21 protein-coding genes are annotated in these 19,065 nt (G+C 71.3%); 15 read left to right on the forward strand and 6 right to left on the reverse strand.

Features of this window, described 5'->3' with window-relative positions:
* Position 1: 1 nt before the first annotated feature.
* The 6 genes from ybeY to era all read left to right on the forward strand — a co-directional run bounded on the left by ybeY (position 2) and on the right by era (position 4,228).
* Entirely contained in the window at positions 2–499 is a 498-nt protein-coding gene (gene ybeY, locus AB0412_RS00680; protein WP_260824809.1) for an rRNA maturation RNase YbeY, read from the forward strand.
* Positions 496–1,800 (forward strand): hemolysin family protein, encoded by a 1,305-nt coding sequence (locus tag AB0412_RS00685; protein WP_366400247.1) that lies wholly within the window; start codon positions 496–498, stop codon positions 1,798–1,800. The genes ybeY and AB0412_RS00685 overlap by 4 nt, the downstream gene beginning before the upstream one ends.
* Positions 1,797–2,156 carry an MmcQ/YjbR family DNA-binding protein gene (locus tag AB0412_RS00690; protein ID WP_366400248.1) on the forward strand — a complete coding sequence of 120 codons (360 nt, stop codon included), beginning with the start codon at positions 1,797–1,799 and terminating at the stop codon, positions 2,154–2,156. The genes AB0412_RS00685 and AB0412_RS00690 overlap by 4 nt, the downstream gene beginning before the upstream one ends.
* A gap of 20 nt (positions 2,157–2,176) precedes the next feature.
* Positions 2,177–2,530, forward strand: coding sequence for a cytidine deaminase (locus AB0412_RS00695; RefSeq protein WP_366400249.1), 354 nt, complete (start codon positions 2,177–2,179; stop codon positions 2,528–2,530).
* Between the two features lie 151 nt (positions 2,531–2,681).
* A complete protein-coding gene (locus AB0412_RS00700) occupies positions 2,682–3,170 on the forward strand; it encodes a hypothetical protein (RefSeq protein WP_366400250.1) in 489 nt (162 codons plus the stop codon).
* Positions 3,171–3,274: 104 nt separating this feature from the next.
* Entirely contained in the window at positions 3,275–4,228 is a 954-nt protein-coding gene (gene era / locus AB0412_RS00705) for a GTPase Era (RefSeq protein ID WP_366400251.1), read from the forward strand.
* A 2-nt stretch (positions 4,229–4,230) separates the two neighbouring features.
* Here era and AB0412_RS00710 read toward each other — a convergent pair whose 3' ends face one another.
* From AB0412_RS00710 to AB0412_RS00720, 3 genes are read right to left on the reverse strand one after another with little or no spacing between them, the layout of a single operon-like run.
* Positions 4,231–5,568 (reverse strand): GH1 family beta-glucosidase, encoded by a 1,338-nt coding sequence (locus tag AB0412_RS00710; RefSeq protein WP_366400252.1) that lies wholly within the window; start codon positions 5,566–5,568, stop codon positions 4,231–4,233.
* Between the two features lie 46 nt (positions 5,569–5,614).
* Complete coding sequence (locus AB0412_RS00715) at positions 5,615–5,881, reverse strand: protealysin inhibitor emfourin (RefSeq protein WP_366400253.1); 267 nt, start codon at positions 5,879–5,881, stop codon at positions 5,615–5,617.
* Positions 5,882–5,902: 21 nt separating this feature from the next.
* Entirely contained in the window at positions 5,903–6,952 is a 1,050-nt protein-coding gene (locus AB0412_RS00720) for a M4 family metallopeptidase (RefSeq protein ID WP_366400254.1), read from the reverse strand.
* A 327-nt stretch (positions 6,953–7,279) separates the two neighbouring features.
* On the opposite strand from AB0412_RS00720, the gene leuA reads away from it, so the two are divergent.
* The 6 genes from leuA to AB0412_RS00750 all read left to right on the forward strand — a co-directional run bounded on the left by leuA (position 7,280) and on the right by AB0412_RS00750 (position 15,459).
* Positions 7,280–9,010: a 2-isopropylmalate synthase gene (leuA, locus tag AB0412_RS00725; RefSeq protein ID WP_366400255.1), complete on the forward strand. Its 1,731-nt coding sequence runs from the start codon at positions 7,280–7,282 to the stop codon at positions 9,008–9,010.
* Positions 9,011–9,234: 224 nt separating this feature from the next.
* Complete coding sequence (locus AB0412_RS00730) at positions 9,235–9,930, forward strand: TerB family tellurite resistance protein (protein WP_366400256.1); 696 nt, start codon at positions 9,235–9,237, stop codon at positions 9,928–9,930.
* Positions 9,931–10,152: 222 nt separating this feature from the next.
* Entirely contained in the window at positions 10,153–12,240 is a 2,088-nt protein-coding gene (locus AB0412_RS00735) for an MMPL family transporter (RefSeq protein ID WP_366400257.1), read from the forward strand.
* A 152-nt stretch (positions 12,241–12,392) separates the two neighbouring features.
* Positions 12,393–13,580 carry a histidine kinase gene (locus tag AB0412_RS00740; RefSeq protein ID WP_366400793.1) on the forward strand — a complete coding sequence of 396 codons (1,188 nt, stop codon included), beginning with the start codon at positions 12,393–12,395 and terminating at the stop codon, positions 13,578–13,580.
* Entirely contained in the window at positions 13,577–14,239 is a 663-nt protein-coding gene (locus tag AB0412_RS00745) for a response regulator transcription factor (protein WP_366400258.1), read from the forward strand. Before AB0412_RS00740 ends, AB0412_RS00745 begins: the two co-directional genes overlap by 4 nt.
* A gap of 38 nt (positions 14,240–14,277) precedes the next feature.
* On the forward strand, positions 14,278–15,459 hold the full coding sequence (locus AB0412_RS00750) for a sialidase family protein (RefSeq protein ID WP_366400259.1): 1,182 nt from the start codon (positions 14,278–14,280) through the stop codon (positions 15,457–15,459).
* A gap of 23 nt (positions 15,460–15,482) precedes the next feature.
* Here AB0412_RS00750 and AB0412_RS00755 read toward each other — a convergent pair whose 3' ends face one another.
* Positions 15,483–15,740: a hypothetical protein gene (locus AB0412_RS00755; RefSeq protein WP_366400260.1), complete on the reverse strand. Its 258-nt coding sequence runs from the start codon at positions 15,738–15,740 to the stop codon at positions 15,483–15,485.
* A gap of 223 nt (positions 15,741–15,963) precedes the next feature.
* On the opposite strand from AB0412_RS00755, the gene AB0412_RS00760 reads away from it, so the two are divergent.
* The 3 genes from AB0412_RS00760 (at position 15,964) to AB0412_RS00770 (ending at position 18,018) form a co-directional block, all read left to right on the forward strand.
* The gene (locus AB0412_RS00760) at positions 15,964–17,133 is read left to right on the forward strand and encodes an abortive phage infection protein (RefSeq protein WP_366400261.1); all 1,170 of its coding nucleotides are present in this window, start codon (positions 15,964–15,966) and stop codon (positions 17,131–17,133) included.
* A gap of 79 nt (positions 17,134–17,212) precedes the next feature.
* Complete coding sequence (locus AB0412_RS00765; protein WP_366400262.1) at positions 17,213–17,800, forward strand: winged helix-turn-helix domain-containing protein; 588 nt, start codon at positions 17,213–17,215, stop codon at positions 17,798–17,800.
* Positions 17,801–17,814: 14 nt separating this feature from the next.
* Positions 17,815–18,018 carry a hypothetical protein gene (locus AB0412_RS00770; RefSeq protein WP_366400263.1) on the forward strand — a complete coding sequence of 68 codons (204 nt, stop codon included), beginning with the start codon at positions 17,815–17,817 and terminating at the stop codon, positions 18,016–18,018.
* Between the two features lie 10 nt (positions 18,019–18,028).
* Here the strand turns inward: AB0412_RS00770 and AB0412_RS00775 are convergent, their stop codons facing one another.
* Positions 18,029–18,220: a DUF397 domain-containing protein gene (locus AB0412_RS00775; protein ID WP_366400264.1), complete on the reverse strand. Its 192-nt coding sequence runs from the start codon at positions 18,218–18,220 to the stop codon at positions 18,029–18,031.
* Positions 18,202–19,035 carry a helix-turn-helix transcriptional regulator gene (locus tag AB0412_RS00780; protein ID WP_366400265.1) on the reverse strand — a complete coding sequence of 278 codons (834 nt, stop codon included), beginning with the start codon at positions 19,033–19,035 and terminating at the stop codon, positions 18,202–18,204. Before AB0412_RS00780 ends, AB0412_RS00775 begins: the two co-directional genes overlap by 19 nt.
* Positions 19,036–19,065 lie beyond the last annotated feature (30 nt).

Consider the following 19,065-nt stretch of genomic DNA (forward strand, 5'->3'; position numbering starts at 1 on the left):
GATGTCGATCGACGTCAACAACGAGTCCGGCACCGAGGTCGACGAGCAGGCGATCCTCGACATCGCCCGCTACGCCCTTGCGCGGATGCGCATCCACCCGCTCTCCGAGCTCTCGGTGATCGTCGTGGACGCCGGCGCCATGGAGCAGCTCCACATCCAGTGGATGGACCTGCCCGGCCCGACCGACGTGATGTCCTTCCCGATGGACGAGCTGCGGCCGCCGTCGAAGGACGACGACGAGCCCCCGCAGGGGCTGCTCGGCGACATCGTGCTCTGCCCCGAGGTAGCCGCCAAGCAGGGCGCCGAGGCGCCGACGCAGCACACCATGGACGAGGAGCTCCAGCTCCTCACCGTCCACGGTGTGCTGCACCTGCTCGGCTACGACCACGAGGAGCCGGACGAGAAGGCCGAGATGTTCGGCCTGCAGGCCGCCATCGTGGACGGCTGGCGCGCGGAGAGGGGCCTGACCGGCCCGTCGCCGGCCCCGACCGTCTCATGAGTCCCGCGCTCGTCCTCGGCGCGATCGCGCTGGTCGTCGTCGCCTGGCTGTTCGCCTGCGCCGAGGCCGGCATAGCCCGCGTCTCCAGTTTCCGCGCCGAGGAGGCCGTACGCTCCGGCCGCCGGGGCAGTGCCGGGCTCGCGCAGATCGCCGCCGACCCGACCCGCTATCTCAACGTGGCGCTGCTGGTCCGCGTCGCCTGCGAGATGGCCGCCGCCGCGCTGATCACCTACGGCTGCCTGGAGGAGTTCGACAGCACCACCGAGGCCCTGCTGATCGCCATCGCGATCATGGTGCTCGTCTCCTACGTCGCCGTCGGTGTCTCCCCGCGCACCATCGGCCGCCAGCATCCGCTGAACACGGCCACGGCGGCGGCGTACGTGCTGCTGCCGCTCGCCAGGATCATGGGCCCGATCCCGTCCCTGCTGATCCTCATCGGCAACGCGCTCACCCCCGGCAAGGGCTTCCGGCGCGGCCCCTTCGCCTCCGAGGCGGAGCTGCGCGCGCTGGTGGACCTCGCGGAGAAGGAGTCGCTGATCGAGGACGAGGAGCGCCGCATGGTGCACTCCGTCTTCGAGCTGGGCGACACCCTGGTGCGCGAGGTGATGGTGCCGCGCACCGACCTGGTGGTGATCGAGCGCTACAAGACCATCCGCCAGGCCCTCACCCTCGCCCTGCGCTCCGGCTTCTCCCGGATCCCGGTGACCGGCGAGAGCGAGGACGACATAGTCGGGATCGTCTACCTCAAGGACCTGGCCCGCAAGACGCACATCAGCCGGGACGCGGAGAACGAGCTGGTGTCCACCGCGATGCGCCCGGCGGTCTTCGTGCCCGACACCAAGAACGCCGGCGACCTGCTGCGCGAGATGCAGAAGGAACGCAACCACGTCGCCGTCGCCGTCGACGAGTACGGCGGCACGGCCGGGATCGTCACCATCGAGGACATCCTCGAGGAGATCGTCGGCGAGATCACCGACGAGTACGACCGCGAGCTGCCACCCGTCGAGGAACTGGGCGAGGACCGCTTCCGGGTCACCGCCCGCCTGGACATCGGCGACCTGGGCGAGCTGTACGGGCTCGAGGCGTTCGACGACGAGGACGTGGAGACCGTCGGCGGACTGCTCGCCAAGGCCCTCGGCCGGGTCCCGATCGCCGGTGCCTCCGCCGTGGTGGAACTCCCCGACGCCCGCACCCTGCGCCTGACCGCGGAGGCCGCGGCCGGCCGCCGGAACAAGATCGTCACGGTACTGGTGGAGCCGGTCGGCGACCGGCCCGGCGCCGAGGAGGAGCACCCGGGATGACCCCCCAGGAGCTGCGCGCCCTGTGCCTGTCCTTCAACGCGGCGGTGGAGGACTTCCCGTTCAACCCGGAGACCTCGGTCTTCAAGGTCCAGGGCAAGCTGTTCGCGCTGACGAACCTGGACGCGCGGCCCCTGAAGGTCAACCTCAAGTGCGACCCGGAGGACGCGATCCGGCTCCGCGCGGAGTACGACGGCCTGATCGTCCCCGGCTGGCACATGAACAAGAGGCACTGGAACACGGTCGTCGTGGACGGCGCCCTCCCCGACGCCCTGGTGCGGGAGCTGGTCGAGGACTCCTACGACCTGGTCGTCGCCGGTCTGCCGCGCGCCGACCGCCTGCGTCTCGACCGTCCCTGAGCGCGTCCTATGCTCGGATCATGACCGACAGCAGCGCGCTCGACCCCGAAGACCGCAAGATCGTCACCCTGGCCCGCTCCGCCCGTGCCCGCAACGGCGTGCCCGAGGGCGCGGCCGTACGCGACGAGACGGGGCGCACGTATGTCGCGGGCACGGTGGCCCTCGACTCCCTGAAGCTCAGCGCCCTGCGGACGGCGGTGGCGATGGCGGTGGCGTCCGGCGCGACGTCCCTGGAGGCGGCGGCCGTGGTGACCGAGGCGGAGTCCGCGTCGCCGGAGGACCGGGCGGCCGTGCGCGACCTGGGTGGCCCCGAGACCCCGGTCCTGGTGGCCGGCCCGGACGGGACGGTCCGGGAGACGGTCACCGCGGGCTGACACACCGGCGCCACTCCTGGTGTTACCGGCGGTAAATAGGCCAGTTTTCAACCTTGTCGTGCGCTGCCTCTCGCGCATCAATGGAACCGGCTGATCTGACGGTATGTCAGGCACCGGCAGTTCCCCCCACACCGAAAGGGAACCGAATCCCATGAGAGGCAACAGAGGCAAGCGCATCGGTACAGCCGTGTCCGTGACGGCCGGCGCTCTCGCGGCCTGCGGACTCGCCTTCGCCCCCACCGCCGCCGCCGTCACCCCCGGCACGGCGACGATCACCGCCGACTGCGGCAGCTACGGCGGCGGCGAGGCCACCCTCACGGCCACCCAGAACGGCACGGCCGCCACGTTCACCCTCAGCACCTCCGCCATGACCGCGCCCGTCGCCCTCGGGCAGGACTCGATCGTCTCCACGCTCACCCTGGTCAAGGCGGGCGGCGGCACCGCGGTCTTCACCGGCACCAAGAACCCCGCCATGGCGGTGGGCGACCCCCTCTCGGTCGGCCCGCTCTCCGGCACCGTGGCCTCCGGCGACAGCCTGGAGGCGTACGGCGGCTCGCTGAAGATGACCGTGTTCGGCTTCATCACCATCACCTGCACCGCGACCGGGCCGCAGTCGCCAGGACCCTTCGTCTTCGACTGACCACCCGTTTCGCGACGGCCGACCGGGCCGGACGCCCCTCGCGGCGTCCGGCCCGCACCCGTGGTGGTGCGGAGGGGCTCCGGGGATCAGGGAGAATGGGCGCCATGAGTGTTCGTACCCAGTCATCCGAGCAGCCGGCCGACGCCGCACACCGGGCCGGCTTCGCCTGCTTCGTGGGCCGTCCCAACGCGGGCAAGTCCACCCTCACGAACGCTCTGGTCGGGCAGAAGGTGGCGATCACCTCCAACCGCCCCCAGACCACCCGGCACACCGTGCGCGGCATCGTGCACCGCCCGGACGCGCAGCTGATCCTGGTGGACACCCCCGGCCTGCACAAGCCGCGCACCCTGCTCGGCGAGCGCCTCAACGACGTCGTGCGCACGACGTGGGCCGAGGTCGACGTGATCGGCTTCTGCCTGCCGGCCAACGAGAAGATCGGCCCCGGTGACCGCTTCATCGCCAAGGAGCTCGCCGGGATCAAGAAGACCCCGAAGATCGCGATCGTCACCAAGACCGATCTGGTGGACTCCAAGGCCCTCGCCGAGCAGCTGATCGCCGTCGACCAGCTCGGCAAGGAGCTGGGCATCACCTGGGCGGAGATCGTCCCGGTGTCGGCGACCGCCGGCAAGCAGGTCGATCTGCTCGCCGACCTCCTCATCCCCCTCCTGCCGGAGGGCCCCGCCCTCTACCCGGAGGGCGATCTGACCGACGAGCCCGAGCAGGTCATGGTCGCGGAGCTGATCCGCGAGGCCGCGCTGGAGGGCGTCCGCGACGAGCTGCCGCACTCCATCGCCGTCGTCGTCGAGGAGATGCTCCCCCGCGAGGACCGCCCCGCCGACAAGCCGCTCCTCGACATCCACGCCAACCTGTTCATCGAGCGCCCCAGCCAGAAGGGCATCGTCATCGGCCCCAAGGGCAAGCGTCTGAAGGAGGTCGGCATCAAGTCCCGCAAGCACATCGAGGCACTGCTGGGCACGCCGGTCTTCCTCGACCTGCACGTCAAGGTCGCCAAGGACTGGCAGCGGGATCCGAAGCAGTTGCGGCGGCTCGGGTTCTGACGTCAGGGCCGGGGCTGGGCGCGCAGGAAGTCCCGGTACCAGGCGTACGACGCCTTCGGGGTGCGCGTCAGCGTCTCGAAGTCCACGTGGACCAGGCCGAAGCGGCGGGCGTACCCCTCCGCCCACTCGAAGTTGTCCATGAGCGACCAGACGAAGTAGCCGCGGACGTCCACGCCCGCACTCAGCGCGTCGTGCAGGGCGCGGAGGTGGCCGTCGAGGTAGCTGATGCGGTCCTGGTCGTCGAGGCCCTCGTAGGAGCAGCCGTTCTCGGTGATGACGACCGGGGGCAGCCGGTCGCCGTAGCGGGAGCGGAAGGCGGTCAGGAGTTCCGTCAGGGCCTCCGGGACCACCGGCCAGCCGAAGTCCGTCAGCGGGCGGTTCTCGATCTCCCGCACCGAGAAGGGCAGTTCGGCCGGCATCCGCACCCCGCCGAAGTCGATCTCCGTGCCCTGCGGGGCGCCCACCTTCGTCGGCGCGTAGTAGTTGACGCCGTAGAAGTCGAGCGGTTCGGCGATGACCTTCAGGTCGGACTCCACATCGCCCGGCATCAGCTCGCCGAGGCCCTCCGGGTACGCCCCCAGCAGTACCGGGTCGGCGAACAGGCGGTTCAGCAGGACGTCGTAGAAGTCCGCCGCCGCCACGTCCGCCTGCTCCCGTGACGCCGGCCAGGTCGGCCCGTGCGAGTTGGTGAGGCCGACCTCGGCCGCACCGGCCGCGCGCAGGGCCCGCACCGCCAGCCCGTGGGCGAGCAGCTGGTGGTGGGCCACCGGCAACGCGTCGAACATCAGCCGCTCACCAGGTGCGTGCGTGCCCAGGGCATGGCCCAGCAGGGTGTGCTCGGCGGGCTCGTTGAGGGTGATCCACTGCCGCACCCGGTCGCCCAGACGAGCGGCGACGCCCGACACGTACTCGGCGAACCGCTCCGCCGTGTCCCGCTCGCGCCAGCCGCCCGCCTCGTGCAGGGCCAGCGGAAGGTCCCAGTGGAACAGCGTCGGCACCGGGCGGATCCCCGCCGCGCACAGCTCGTCCACCAGCCGGTCGTAGAAGTCCAGGCCGCCCGCGGACCGCACCCTCGGCCAGGAGACCGAGAAGCGGTACGCGGTCACACCCAGCCCGGCCAGCAGGGCCACGTCCTCGCGGTGGCGGTGGTAGTGGTCGCAGGCCACCGCGGCCGTCGAGCCGTCCTTCACCCGCCCCGGCCGCTCGGTGAAGGCGTCCCACACCGACCGCTCGCGCAGCTCCACCGCGCCCTCGATCTGATGGGCGGAGGTGGACACGCCCCACTGGAAACCGGCCGGGAAGCGGGGGAACGGATGCGTCGTCGCCATGCCCCGGATCATCGGTACCCGCGGTAACCGAAGTCAACGCCCGCGCGGCGACCGGCCGTTACGCCCCCTCCTTCAGCACCCGGCCGATCAGCGTGCGCTGCTCGTCCGTCAGCCGGGGATCCGCGCAGTACACGGTCGTGCCGTCCACCGTGATCTGGTAGCTGAACCCGTCCGGCACCCCGACCGGCGGCGTGCCCCGGCCCGCGGCCACCGCCCGCTCGGCCAGGGCATGCCACTCGGCGGCATCGGCGCGGCCCGAGGTCTCCACCTCGGCGTGCCGCTCGATGCCCGCGAATCCACCGGTGCGCCTCACCTGAATACGCATGGGTCCGTGTCTAGTACGGAACTACAGCGTCCGCACCCCGACCTGCTCCCACGCCTTGCTCACCGCGTCCAGCTCCTCGCCGTCCCCGTACCGGGCGCGCGCCGCCTGCACCGTGAGCGTGGCGAAGTCCGTGAACACGGCGTCCTGCTTCAGCTCGCCGCCGGTCAGCACGTCGTACCAGACCTGTCCGGCCCGCTCCCAGGCGTGCCCGCCGAGCGCGGTCGCCGCGAGGTAGAAGGCGTGGTTGGGGATGCCGGAGTTGATGTGCACGCCGCCGTTGTCGCGGCCGGTGCGGACGTAGTCGTCCATCGTCGCGGGCTGCGGGTCCTTGCCGAGGACGTCGTCGTCGTACGCCGTGCCCGGTTCCTTCATCGAGCGCAGCGCCTTGCCCGTGACCCGTGGGGCGAGCAGGCCCGCGCCGATCAGCCAGTCGGCCTCGGCGGCGGTCTGGCCGAGCGTGTACTGCTTGATCAGGGCGCCGAAGACGTCCGACATCGACTCGTTGAGCGCGCCGGGCTGGCCGAAGTAGGTCAGATTCGCCGTGTACTGCGTGACGCCGTGGGCGAGCTCGTGGCCGATGACGTCGATGGGGATGGTGAAGTCGAGGAAGATCTCCCCGTCCCCGTCGCCGAACACCATCTGCTCGCCGTTCCAGAAGGCGTTGTTGTAGTCCCGGTCGTAGTGCACGGTCGCGTTCAGCGGCAGCCCGCTGCCGTCGATCGAGTCGCGTGCGTATGCCTTGAGGAACAGCTCGAAGGTGGCGCCGAGGCCCGCGTAGGCGCGGTTGACGGTGGCGTCCTTGCCGGGCTCGTCGCCCTCGCCGCGCACCTTGCGGCCGGGCAGATCCGTGCCGTGCCGGGCGTCGTACACCGTGCGGTGCGGCTTGCCCGCGGGGGCGAGCGGGGCGACCGCGGGAGCGCCGATGACCGTGGTCAGGCGGCGCTGGGTGCGTTCGTAGGCGTCCCGCTGGAGGGTGCGGCGGGCCGGGCCGGCGAGGGCGGGGTCCTCGGCCTGGGCGAGCTTGTCCAGGACGTGCGGCGGGACGATCGTGCAGAAGACGGGCGTGGTCATGGCGGCACGATGGCACTCAGTCATGGCGATGTCACGACCTGCAACCATGATTGGTGAATTGTGGGGGCATTCCGCCGGAGCGGCCCCGCGGAGTGGTATGCGGCACGTTTTGTCCCGTTCATCCTTCCGGTCCCGCATACTGATACGTGCCCCCGCACGGAGCGCGACTCGGTTAAGCTGCGGAGCATCATGCGTTTCGGGCTGCTTCTTCTTAGCTGCCGCGGCGAGGGCCTGTAGTCGAGGCCGACCCCCTCCCCGCGGAGTTTGGCGCTGCGCCGTCGGCCGTCCCCCAGGACACCCCGCGGACCATCGAGGAGCCCACGCATCATGGCAAACCGCCAGCAGCCCAGTTCCATGCCGATCCACAAGTACGGCCGCTACGAGCAGGTCGACATCCCCGACCGCACCTGGCCGGACAACCGGATCACCACCGCCCCCCGCTGGCTCTCCACCGACCTGCGCGACGGCAACCAGGCCCTGATCGACCCCATGTCGCCCGCCCGCAAGCGCGCGATGTTCGACCTGCTGGTCAAGATGGGCTACAAGGAGATCGAGGTCGGCTTCCCGGCCTCCGGCCAGACCGACTACGACTTCGTGCGCTCCATCATCGAGGAGCCCGGCGCCATCCCGGACGACGTGACGATCTCCGTACTGACCCAGGCCCGCGAGGACCTGATCGAGCGGACGGTCGAGTCGCTGCAAGGCGCCAAGCGCGCCACCGTCCACCTGTACAACGCCACCGCCCCCGTCTTCCGCCGGGTCGTCTTCCGTGGCTCCAGGGACGACATCAAGCAGATCGCCGTCGACGGCACCCGCCTGGTCATGGAGTACGCCGAGAAGCTGCTGGGCGACGAGGCTGGTGGTACGGAGTTCGGCTACCAGTACAGCCCGGAGATCTTCACCGACACCGAGCTGGACTTCGCCCTGGAGGTCTGCGAGGCGGTGATGGACGTCTACCAGCCGGGCCCCGGCCGCGAGATCATCCTGAACCTGCCCGCCACCGTCGAGCGCTCCACGCCCTCCACGCACGCCGACCGCTTCGAGTGGATGGGCCGCAACCTGTCCCGCCGCGAGTACGTCTGCCTGTCGGTCCACCCGCACAACGACCGCGGCACGGCCGTCGCCGCCGCCGAGCTGGCGCTGATGGCCGGCGCCGACCGCGTCGAGGGCTGCCTGTTCGGGCAGGGCGAGCGCACCGGCAACGTCGACCTGGTCACCCTGGGCATGAACCTGTTCTCCCAGGGCGTCGACCCGCAGATCGACTTCTCCGACATCGACGAGATCCGTCGCACGTGGGAGTACTGCAACCAGATGGAGGTCCACCCGCGCCACCCGTACGTGGGCGACCTGGTCTACACGTCCTTCTCCGGCTCCCACCAGGACGCCATCAAGAAGGGCTTCGACGCCATGGAGGCCGACGCGAGGGCCAAGGGCGTCACCGTCGACGACATCGAGTGGGCCGTGCCGTACCTGCCCATCGACCCCAAGGACGTCGGCCGCTCCTACGAGGCCGTCATCCGCGTCAACTCGCAGTCCGGCAAGGGCGGTATCGCCTACGTCCTGAAGAACGACCACAAGCTGGACCTGCCGCGCCGGATGCAGATCGAGTTCTCCAAGATCATCCAGGCGAAGACGGACGCCGAGGGCGGCGAGATCACGCCGAAGGACATCTGGGCGGTCTTCGAGGACGAGTACCTGCCGAACCCGGAGAACCCGTGGGGCCGCATCCAGGTCAGGAACGGCCAGTCCACCACCGACCGGGACGGCGTGGACACGCTCACCGTGGAGGCCACGGTCGACGGCCAGGACACCGTGCTGACCGGAACCGGCAACGGTCCGATCTCGGCGTTCTTCGACGCGCTGCAGTCCATCGGCATCGACGTACGCCTGCTGGACTACCAGGAGCACACGATGAGCGAGGGCGCGTCCGCGCAGGCCGCCTCCTATATCGAGTGCGCCATCGACGACAAGGTTCTGTGGGGCATCGGAATCGACGCGAACACGACGCGCGCGTCGCTGAAGGCGGTTGTTTCGGCCGTTAACCGGGCTGCCCGGTAAGAGGCGACTTCTGGGGTGCCGCGGGGTTGTGCGTAGGCTGCGGGTTCGTTGTGGCTGGTCGCGCAGTTCCCCGCGCCCCTGGGGGATGGTCCTTGCCCGGTGCTTATAGGCCAATGCCTGTGCAGGTCACGGAAAGGTCTCGTCCGGGGTACTGACTCCGCCTGGCAGATGTGGCTAACATCACGCAAGCGCGGCGACGATGCTGTGGCTGATGGAGGTGCGACGTGCTGCCAGGACGGGGACCGAACGGCCGTGCCGCCAGGCTTGCGCGCCTCCTGGGCAGCCGCACCTCGTGGACACCCGTCGGCGACGGGGAGTTCTTCTGCCCCGGCTGCGGCGGCGACCGCAACTACCAGCGGCTCACCGGACAGCGCCGCTTCGCCCTCCTCGGCGTGCCCGTGCTGCCGCGTGGTGAGACCGGCCCGGTCGTCGAATGCGCGGCCTGCCGCCGCCACTTCGGCACCGACGTCCTCGACCACCCGACGACCACCCGCTTCTCCGCGATGCTCCGCGACGCCGTGCACACCGTCGCCCTCGCGGTCCTCGCCGCGGGCGGCACCGGCTCACGCGCCGCCCTGGAGACGGCCGCGGCCGGCGTGCGCGCGGCCGGCTTCGAGGACTGCACGGAGGAACAACTCGCCGCGCTGGTCGACGCGTTGGCGGCCGACACCGGCCGGTTCACCGGGGAGCCCTGCGCGGCCGGCCTCGCCATCGAACTCCACGAGGCCCTCGACCCGCTCGCCCCGCACCTCGCCGCCCCCGGCCGCGAATCGATCCTCCTCCAGGGCGCCCGCATCGCCCTCGCCGACGGCCCCTACACCCCCGCCGAACGCGACGCCCTCGCCACGGTGGGCGCGGCCCTCACCATCTGCGCCGACGACGTGCACCGCCTGCTGACGGCGGCCCGCACACCGTCGTAAGCCGGGCGAGCCTCCGCGCCGTAAGCCGGGCAGGCTTCCGAGCCGTGAGCCGGGCGGACCTCCTCCCGGGCCCGGGAGCGAGTACTCCCGGGGGAGTACTCCCGCCCCCGCACCGCCCGTCGCAGTACCCGGCAACTCGCCCCCACGTCCGACGAAACGGCCCCCGCGTGCCGGGAGTCTGGAGACCGTCCCAGACACCCGAACCGGAGGGAGGCCCGTCTCATGGGGGCCGAAAGGACACTTTCGCGGAGGCGGCGTGCGGTGCCCTGGGTGGTGGTCGGCCTGTGGCTGGCCGCACTCGTGGTACTCGGGCCGCTCGCCGGGAAGTTCAGCGACGTGCAGCAGAACCGCGCCGTCGACTACCTGCCCGACAGCGCCGACTCCACCCAGGTCGCCCGCATCCAGGACCAGTTGCCCGGCGGTGAGTCCACCGACCTGGTGCTCGTCTACCACCGGGACGGCGGACTGACCGCCGAGGACAAGCGGGCCGCCGGTGAGCAGGTCGCCGAGGTCGACGGCGCCTACGAGCTCGCGAACGAGCCGCGCGGCATTCCGTCCGAGGACGGCAGCACCCTCATGTACCCGGTCTCCAGCACCGAGCCCGGGCAGGACGAGGAGGCCCGCAACGCCTTCGTCGACGGGGTGCGCGAGATCGCCGAGGGCGGCGGCGGGCTCAGCGTCGAGGTCGGCGGGCCGGGCGCCCTCAACACCGACATGGGCAAGGTGTTCGAGACCATCGACGGCACCCTGCTGTTCGCCACCCTCGGCGTCGTCACCGTGCTGCTCGTGCTGATCTACCGCAGCCCGTTCCTGTGGGTGGTGCCGCTCGCCGTCGCGGGTGTCGCCGCCGCGCTGGCGATGGCGGCCGCGTACGGGCTGCACGAACTGTTCGACGTCACCATCACCGGGCAGAGCGGCGGCATCATGACCGTGCTCGTCCTCGGCGCCGGCACCGACTACGCGCTGCTGCTCGTCTCCCGCTACCGCGAGGAACTGCGCCGCCACGAGCGGCCGTACGACGCCATGCGCACCGCCCTGCGCGGCTGCGGGCCGGCGATCCTCGCCTCCTCCGGCACCGTCGCCGCCGGACTGCTGTGCCTGCTCGCCGCCGACCTCAACTCCAGCAGCGGCATGGGACCCGTCGGCATGGTCGGCGTCCTCGCCGCGCTGGTCGCCATGACGACGCTGCTGCCCGCCGTGCTCGTCCTGCTCGGACGGCGCGTGTTCTGGCCGCTGATCCCCGCCTTCGGCAGCGAACCCAAGGCCCGCCGCTCGCTGTTCGCCGCCATGGGCACCTCGGCGGCCCGCCGCCCCGCCGCCGTCCTCACCGGCGGCGCCCTCCTCCTCGGCGCGCTCGCGCTCGGCACCCTCAACCTCAGCGGCGACCTCAAGCAGGAGGACTCCTTCACCGACCGGCCGGAGTCCATCACCGCGATGAGCACCCTCGCCGAGGAGTACCCCGAGCGCAGCAGCCGCCCGGTGACGGTCATGGCCCCCGCCGACCGCGCCGACGCCGTCCTCGCACAGGCCCGCACCACCACCGGGGTCGCCGACGCGACCGCCGGACGCACGGGCGGCGACTGGACGGAGATCTCCGTCTTCCCCACCGCGGCCCCGGAATCGGAGGGCGAGACCAGGACCATCGTCGCCCTGCGCGACGCGCTCCACGACGACGGCGCCCATGTCGGCGGGCCCAGCGCCCAGCAACTCGACCTCGCCGACAGCGAGGCCCGGGACCGCAAGGTGATCGTGCCGCTGGTGCTGGCCGCCGTGTTCGTCATCCTCGTCGCCCTGCTGCGCAGCCTCGTCGCACCGCTGCTGCTGCTCGCCGCGGTCGTCGCGGTGTGGGGCGCGGCCCTCGGCATCGGGGGACTGGTCTTCGAGCCGCTGTTCGGATTCCAGGGCACCGACCCCGGCCTCGGTCTGCTGTCCTTCGTCTTCCTCGTCGCCCTCGGCGTCGACTACGGCATCTTCCTGATGCACCGGATGCGCGAGGAGTCCCTGAACGGCGCGGAACCCGAGGCCGCCGCGCTCACCGCGCTGCGCACCACCGGCGGTGTCATCGCCTCCGCCGGCGTCGTGCTCGCCGCGACCTTCGCCGTGCTCACCACCCTGCCGCTGGTCCCGCTGGTCGAACTCGGCTTCGTCATCGCCGTCGGCGTCCTGCTCGACACGTTCCTGGTGCGCACCTACCTGGTGACCACCGCGAGCGTGCTGCTGCGCCGCCGCATGTGGTGGCCGGGCCGGCTCTCCCGGACCCCGGAGCCGGCCCGGCCGGAAGGGCAGGAACGGCAGCCGGAACCGGTGTAGCGACCGGCGTGTTCCCACCAAGGGGCGCCCCTCCCTCCCGGAGGGGCGCCCTCCTCCCCGAGGATGAACCCGTGACACCCGTGCAGGAAGCGACGACAGCGGTCCCCGCACCGCAGCCCACACCCCCACGCCCCCGCGTCGGCGAGCGGATCATGGCGGCGATCAACCGCGACCCGCTGACCGCCCCGCACGCCCTGCGCAACGACGCCCTCCTGGCCCTGCTCACCACCGCCCACGCGATCGTCGTCGCCCTGCTCACCGACGACGGGCGCCGCCCCGACGCGCTCGGCTGGACCCTGCTGCTCGCCGCCCAGGTCCCCCTGGTGTGGCGGCGCCGCCGTCCGATGCTCGTCCTGGCCGCCGTGGTCGTCCTGATCGGCCCGTACCACGCCCTCGACTTCAACCACGCCGCCCCCACCCCGGCCGCGTACGTCGCGCTCTACACCGTCGCCGTCACCAGCCGTCCGCTGCGGGCCCTGGTGACGGGTGGCATCGTGCTCGCCGTCCCGCTGACCATCATGGTCGTCGTCAACACCCACCAGGCCGTGGAACTGCTGAGGATCTCCGGCTGGGTGGTCGTCGTGCTGTTCGTCGGCATCGACGTGCGTTTCTACCGCCAGTACGTCGCCGCGATCGTCGAACGCGCCGAACGCGCCGAACGCACCCGCGAGGAAGAGGCCCGCCGCCGCGTCGCCGAGGAACGCCTGCGCATCGCCCGCGACCTGCACGACCTGCTCGCCCACAGCATCACCCTCATCGGCGTGCAGACCTCCGTCGCCGCACACGTCCTGGCCGCCGACCCCGAGCGGCTCGACCGCCGGACCGTCGCCAAGGCCCTCGACGACATCGCCGAGACCTGCCGCACGGCCCGTGGCGAGCTCCGTACCACCCTGGAGGTGCTCCGCGAGGCCGGCACCGCCCCCGACGGCCGTGGCCCCCTCCCCGCCCTCGACGGCGTGTCCGACCTGGTGGAGGCCGCACGCCTGGCCGGCGCCCGCGTCGAGCAGACCGTACGGCTCGGACCGGTCCCGCCCGCCGTCGGCGCCGCCGCCTACCGCATCGTGCAGGAGGCGCTGACCAACGCGGTCCGGCACGCAGGACCCGAGCCGTCCGTCCAGGTCACCCTGCGCGAACAGGACGGTGCCCTGCACGTCTCGGTCAGCGACGACGGCACCGGCCCCACCCCCGGCGGCACCCCCGGATTCGGGCTGGTCGGCATGCGCGAGCGCGCCCGCAGCGTGGGCGGCACGCTCGACGCCGGACCGCGCGAGAACGGCGGCTTCCAGGTGACCGCGACCCTGCCCCTGACGACCACCGACGCCACCCGAGGGACCCGATGACCATTCGCGTGCTGCTCGCCGACGACCAGACCCTCGTCCGGGAGGCGTTCGCCATGCTCGTCGAGTCGGCCGCCGACATGCAGGTCGTCGGCCAGGCCGCCACCGGCCGCGAGGCCGTCGACCTCGCCCGCGCCCGCCGCGCCGACCTCGTCGTCATGGACATCCGCATGCCCGACCTCGACGGCATCGAGGCGACCCGCCGCATCGCCGCCGACGACGACCTCGCCGGGGTGAAGGTCCTCGTCCTCACCACCTACGACACCGACGAGAACATCGTGGACGCGCTACGCGCCGGCGCCTCCGGCTTCCTGGTCAAGGACACCCGGCCCGCCGAGCTCCTCGACGCCATCCGCACGGTCGCGGCCGGGGACGCACTGCTCTCACCGGGGCCCACGGCACGGCTGATCGAGCGGTTCCTGCGCAGCCCCGCACCGTCCGTCGCCGCCGGTCCCGAGTGCCTGTCCGGCCGGGAGCGCGAGGTGCTCACCCTGGTCGCACGCGGGCTCAACAACACCGAGATCGCCGAGGCGTTGGGGCTGAGCCCGCTCACCGCGAAGACCCACGTGAGCCGCATGATGGGCAAGCTGGAGGCACGGGACCGGGCCCAGCTGGTGATCGTGGCGTACGAATCGGGGCTGGTGGCACCGGGGACGCTGTGACGGACGACGATCATGTCAGCTCCGCCGAAGGGACCTCCATGCCCCTGCCCCTGCACGCCTTCGTCCTCACCGCCGCCGCCCTGCTGACCCCGCTCGCCGCCCCGCCCGCCCCCGCCGCACCGCGCTGCACGTCCTCCGTCCCGTACGTCTCCGGGGCGGGCGGCTACACGGCGTACCGCATCCCGGCGACGGTCCGCACCCCGCGGGGCACGATCCTGGCCTTCGCCGAGGGCAGACGGGACGGGGTGGGCGACACCGGCGACATCGACGTCGTGGTGCGCCGTTCCTTCGACGGCGGCTGCACCTGGGGCCCGCTGACCGTCGTCGCCGCCGGGAACGGCGACACCCGGGGCAACCCGGCCCCGGTGATCGACCCGCGCACGGGCACGGTCGTCCTGGTCACCTGCTCCAACGCCGGCGATGTGACGGAGGCGCAGATCATGCGGGGGGAGGTGCCGCCGGAGCGGGGCCGCAGGGTGTTCGTCCAGCACAGCGGCGACGACGGCCGCACGTTCACCCCGCCGCGCGAGATCACCGACCGGGTCAAGCCGCCGGGCTGGCGCTGGTACGCCACGGGCCCCGGACACGCCCTGGCCCTCACCGAAGGCCCCCACGCCGGCCGCCTGATCGTCCCCGCGAACCACTCCGCGGCCCCACCCCCCGGCTCGTCCGACACCGGCCGCGAACCCCGCTACTACGGCGCCCACGCCCTGCTCAGCGACGACGGCGGCCACACCTGGCGCCTGGGCTACATCGACGCCGAGTACGACGGCCGCCACAACGCGAAGGAGCAGACGGCGGCCCAACTCCCCGACGGCCGCGTCTACTTCAACGCCCGCGACCAGCAGGGCTCGGCCCCCGGCCACCGCCTGGACGCCCACTCGGCGGACGGCGGCGAGAGCCTGGTACGCCCCCTGGCACCACAGCCGAGCCTGGGCGACGCGCCGGTGGTGCAGGGGAGCGTGCTCCAACTACGGGGATCCGCAGCCCCCTTGCTCTTCTCAGCACCCTCCGTCCCCACGACCCGAGAGGCGATGGCGGTCTGGAGCAGCAGGGACGGAGGGTCGACCTTCCGGAAGGAGGTGACGCTCAGCGGGCGGCCGGCGGCGTACTCGGACCTGGTGCCGCTGGACGACGAGGGCCGGACGGCCGGGATCCTGTACGAGACGGGGGCGGCCGGACCGTACGAGACGATCGAGTTCCGCAGGCTCCCGTCCTAGAGGGACATCCTCTGGAGGTGTGATCAGAGGGTGTGATGCAGCCAGCGCTGGATCGTGGTGTTGATGCTGCCGGACAGCGCGCTGAGGCTGTCGATGGCCTCGCGGTCCTCGGGCCGGGGCGGGATACCGGCGGCGGTCAGCGCGGCGTGCAGCTCCAGACGGCGGCGGTCGCGCGGGTCGATGCCGAGGTCGACGTCGAGGTCGAGGTCCATCCGGTCGGCCGGGTTCGGCGGGGGCAGCAGGTAGTCGCCGTCGCGGTACTCGAAAGTGGTGGCGGTCATGGCGGTCTCCTCACCCAGAGGTGTCGGTTGTGCAGAAGAGGAGAGCGTGGAGGGGATGGCCGGTTGCGGCGGGGGCGAAACGTCACGCCAAAGGAGCCATCGACAGTTCATCGTCCGGTCCGACGAGCGGTGCGGAAGGGGGCGGTGGGCGGCTACCTTCGGCGCGGTGCCGTAGACCGACGGCCGACAGCGGAAGGGGGCCGGGGTCGGCCACGGTGGCCGTATGGAGAACACGGGGAACACACAGCGCAGGGCAGGCATCAGCAGGGCGCGCTTCCTGGCGGGTGCGGCGGCGGTGGGACTGGCCGGGGCGGCCGGACCTGCGGGACGGGCGGGAGCGGCGACGACGAGGGCGGCGGCGACCGGCTCGACGTCTCGCCGGGGCCTGCGCCGCCACGGCGTCGTCTACACGGTCGGGGCGGGGGAGACACCGGGCACCGAGTGGAGTGCGCGCCGCATGCGGGCGGACGTCCGCGCCATCCGCGACGACCTGCACGCCGACACGCTCGACGTCACCGGCGACGGGGTGGAACGCCTCACCGCCACGGCGGCGGAGGCCGCCGAACGCGGCCTGCACGTCTGGCTGCAGCCGACCCTCGGCGACGTACCGCAGCGGGACATCCTCGAACACCTCGCGGAGACCGGCCGGTTCGCCGAGCGACTGCGCAGGCACGGGGCGAGTGTCGAGCTGAGCGTGGGCTGCGAGTTCTGGCTGTTCGTGCCGGGGATCATCCCGGGGGAGACGGCGGTGGAGCGCATCGAGAACATCCAGAACGGCACGGTGGACTGGGAGTCGGCGCAGCGCCGCCTGGACCGCTTCACCGCGCGGGCGGCGAAGGTCGGCCGCTCGGTCTTCGGGGGCCGACTGAGCTACGCGGCGGCTCAGGACGACCAGGTCGACTGGAGCCTGTTCGACGTGGTGGGCATCGACTACTACTCCTTCCATCCCCGACGGCAGGACTACGTAAGGGAGTTGAAGCGCTACCTGGCCTGGGGCAAGCCGCTCGCCATCACGGAGTTCGGCACGTGCGCGTACGTCGGCGCCCCGCAGGCGGGCGGCATGGGCTGGGACGTGGTCGACCACGAGAAGCAGCCCCCGGAGATCAAGGGGAACCTGGTCCGCAGCGAGCGCGTGCAGGCCGAGTACGTGACGGACCTGCTGGACGTCTTCGAGTCGATGGGCCTGTACGCGGCGATGGTCTTCGAGTTCATCTCCGCGGATGCCCCGCACCGCCCGGACAACCCGCGACACGACCTCGACATGGCGACATACGCGATCACCAAGACCCTCAAGGACGACCCGGACGACCCGGCATCGGACTGGCACTGGGAGCCGAAGGAGGCGTTCCGGGCCGTGGCGTGCAGGTATGAGAGGGCGAGGGGGCGGGCGTAGAGGCCGGTAGCCGACGTACAAAGAACTCGTTGCAAAGAATCCCTTGCAACGAGTTCTTTGCATGTCTAGAGTCGTCCCCATGAACGAGCCCCAGGATCTGCAACCGGTCCACAGTCTCGACGCCCGCTCGCTGCGTGGACTCGCACATCCCCTGCGCATGCAGCTGCTCAACGCCCTGCGCCGAGGCGGCCCGGCCACCGCGTCCCAACTTGCCGCGAAACTGGGCGAGTCCAGCGGTGCGACCAGCTATCACCTGCGTCAGCTCGCCACGCACGGCTTCGTGGAGGACGCGCCGGAGCACGGGAAGGGCAGGGAGCGATGGTGGAGGGCGGTCCATATGGGCGTGCAGTACGACGAGGCCCTGCTCAACGACGGGGATCCCGAAGTGCGTGGAGCCGCCGACCTGCTCCTTCACGAGGTCGCCAACCAGCACACCCGTGAACTCTCGACCTTCCTCGGTACGCGGGGTGACTGGTCCGAGGCGTGGCAGCGCACCTGGGACGCGAGTGACTGGACGCTGAGCCTCACGCCCGAGCTGGCCCGCGAACTCATCGACAAGATGCACGACCTCGTGGAGAGCTACCGCGCCCTGGCCCCGGCCGAGGGCACCCCGGATGCGGAGCAGGTGCGCGTCCACTCCCACGTCATGCCCATCCACACGGACTGAGAGGCCGGCCGACCATGCATCCCGAGACCCATCTCGCCCTGCACCACCTGCGCGCCGCCGAGCTCCAGGCGGAGGCCGAGACCCACCGACTCGCCCTGGGGGCCCGGCAGCACCTCCGCAGCCGCCTCGGCTGGACCCTCGTGGAACTGGGCCTGCGCCTGGCCACCACCGATCAGAGGGTGCCGGTCCGCACGGCGGTGGCCGCCAGGGGCGTGTAGGGCCCCTCGGTCACGACACGGTACGTATGAATTCCGCCCAGGCAGCCGACCCGACGACGATCACCGGTCCGCCGTCCACTTTGCTGTCCCGGATGGGTACGACACCGGGGACTTCGGAGGCGACTTCAACGCAGCTGCCGCCCTCGCCGTTGCTGTACGTGCTCTTGCGCCAGCGGGCTTCGCTCAGGTCGTACTCGCGCATCGTCTGAAGTCCTCCGCCGCCGACTCGACCAGGGCAAGGGACGCCTCCGGCGACAGCGCGGCGACCCTGAGCAGATCGTAGGCGCGCTGTGCTCGCTTCACCACGCCCGGGTCGTCGACCAACGTTCCCGAAAACGACGTCTCTGTATAGGCGATGGGCGGCGCGTCGTCGAAGTCCATGAGCGTCAGCATGCCGCCCATGGAGGGGTGGGCTCCCACCGCGTAGGGCAGCACTGTCACTACCGCGTGGCGCTCGCGCATCAACCGGGCGATGTGGTCCAGCTGTCCGGCCATGGCTCCCGGCCCGCCGACCGGGATGCGTAGCACCGTCTCGTGCAGGACGACCCAATACTCGGGCCTTGCAGCGTCCTTGAGGATGCGCGCCCGTTCCAGTCGGGCCGTGACTTTTTCCTCGATGTACTCGTCGGTGACGAATGGATTGGCGGCTACGGTTACGGCCCGGGCGTACGCCGCCGTCTGGAGCAGTCCCGGAACCAGCGTGGGCGCGAACTCACAGAGCCTGGTTGCCAGCCTCTCCAGCTCCACCACCTCTGCGAAGTAATCCGCATACCGCCGATCATCAATCAGCTGTCTGCACAACCGCTCGAAAATACCGTCGCTTTGCAGCACCTCGTCGATCCGCTGGGCTACATCCAATTGAGGTTTCCGAATGGCCTGTTCGAACTGGCCGATATAGCCGCCCGACACGAACACCCGCGACCCCAGCTCCACCTGCGTGAATCCGGCGTCCTCCCGCCGTCGCTTCAGTTCCGCACCGAAGAACTCCCACGCCGCCTGGCGCGAACCGTTGGCCATTGATCAACCCCTTTGTGCAGCCCGGCAGTT

Source organism: Streptomyces sp. NPDC052012 (assembly GCF_040689265.1).
Lineage (GTDB): Bacteria > Actinomycetota > Actinomycetes > Streptomycetales > Streptomycetaceae > Streptomyces.

What these genes read in the sequence shown, in the direction of transcription:
- ybeY (WP_260824809.1), top strand. Translation starts at nt 2, where the DNA reads ATGTCGATCGACGTCAACAACGAGTCCGGCACCGAGGTCGACGAGCAG.
- AB0412_RS00685 (WP_366400247.1), top strand. Translation starts at nt 496, where the DNA reads ATGAGTCCCGCGCTCGTCCTCGGCGCGATCGCGCTGGTCGTCGTCGCC.
- AB0412_RS00690 (WP_366400248.1), top strand. Translation starts at nt 1,797, where the DNA reads ATGACCCCCCAGGAGCTGCGCGCCCTGTGCCTGTCCTTCAACGCGGCG.
- AB0412_RS00695 (WP_366400249.1), top strand. Translation starts at nt 2,177, where the DNA reads ATGACCGACAGCAGCGCGCTCGACCCCGAAGACCGCAAGATCGTCACC.
- AB0412_RS00700 (WP_366400250.1), top strand. Translation starts at nt 2,682, where the DNA reads ATGAGAGGCAACAGAGGCAAGCGCATCGGTACAGCCGTGTCCGTGACG.
- era (WP_366400251.1), top strand. Translation starts at nt 3,275, where the DNA reads ATGAGTGTTCGTACCCAGTCATCCGAGCAGCCGGCCGACGCCGCACAC.
- AB0412_RS00710 (WP_366400252.1), bottom strand. Translation starts at nt 5,568, where the DNA reads ATGATCCGGGGCATGGCGACGACGCATCCGTTCCCCCGCTTCCCGGCC.
- AB0412_RS00715 (WP_366400253.1), bottom strand. Translation starts at nt 5,881, where the DNA reads ATGCGTATTCAGGTGAGGCGCACCGGTGGATTCGCGGGCATCGAGCGG.
- AB0412_RS00720 (WP_366400254.1), bottom strand. Translation starts at nt 6,952, where the DNA reads ATGACCACGCCCGTCTTCTGCACGATCGTCCCGCCGCACGTCCTGGAC.
- leuA (WP_366400255.1), top strand. Translation starts at nt 7,280, where the DNA reads ATGGCAAACCGCCAGCAGCCCAGTTCCATGCCGATCCACAAGTACGGC.
- AB0412_RS00735 (WP_366400257.1), top strand. Translation starts at nt 10,153, where the DNA reads ATGGGGGCCGAAAGGACACTTTCGCGGAGGCGGCGTGCGGTGCCCTGG.
- AB0412_RS00740 (WP_366400793.1), top strand. Translation starts at nt 12,393, where the DNA reads ATGGCGGCGATCAACCGCGACCCGCTGACCGCCCCGCACGCCCTGCGC.
- AB0412_RS00745 (WP_366400258.1), top strand. Translation starts at nt 13,577, where the DNA reads ATGACCATTCGCGTGCTGCTCGCCGACGACCAGACCCTCGTCCGGGAG.
- AB0412_RS00750 (WP_366400259.1), top strand. Translation starts at nt 14,278, where the DNA reads ATGCCCCTGCCCCTGCACGCCTTCGTCCTCACCGCCGCCGCCCTGCTG.
- AB0412_RS00755 (WP_366400260.1), bottom strand. Translation starts at nt 15,740, where the DNA reads ATGACCGCCACCACTTTCGAGTACCGCGACGGCGACTACCTGCTGCCC.
- AB0412_RS00760 (WP_366400261.1), top strand. Translation starts at nt 15,964, where the DNA reads ATGGAGAACACGGGGAACACACAGCGCAGGGCAGGCATCAGCAGGGCG.
- AB0412_RS00765 (WP_366400262.1), top strand. Translation starts at nt 17,213, where the DNA reads ATGAACGAGCCCCAGGATCTGCAACCGGTCCACAGTCTCGACGCCCGC.
- AB0412_RS00770 (WP_366400263.1), top strand. Translation starts at nt 17,815, where the DNA reads ATGCATCCCGAGACCCATCTCGCCCTGCACCACCTGCGCGCCGCCGAG.
- AB0412_RS00775 (WP_366400264.1), bottom strand. Translation starts at nt 18,220, where the DNA reads ATGCGCGAGTACGACCTGAGCGAAGCCCGCTGGCGCAAGAGCACGTAC.
- AB0412_RS00780 (WP_366400265.1), bottom strand. Translation starts at nt 19,035, where the DNA reads ATGGCCAACGGTTCGCGCCAGGCGGCGTGGGAGTTCTTCGGTGCGGAA.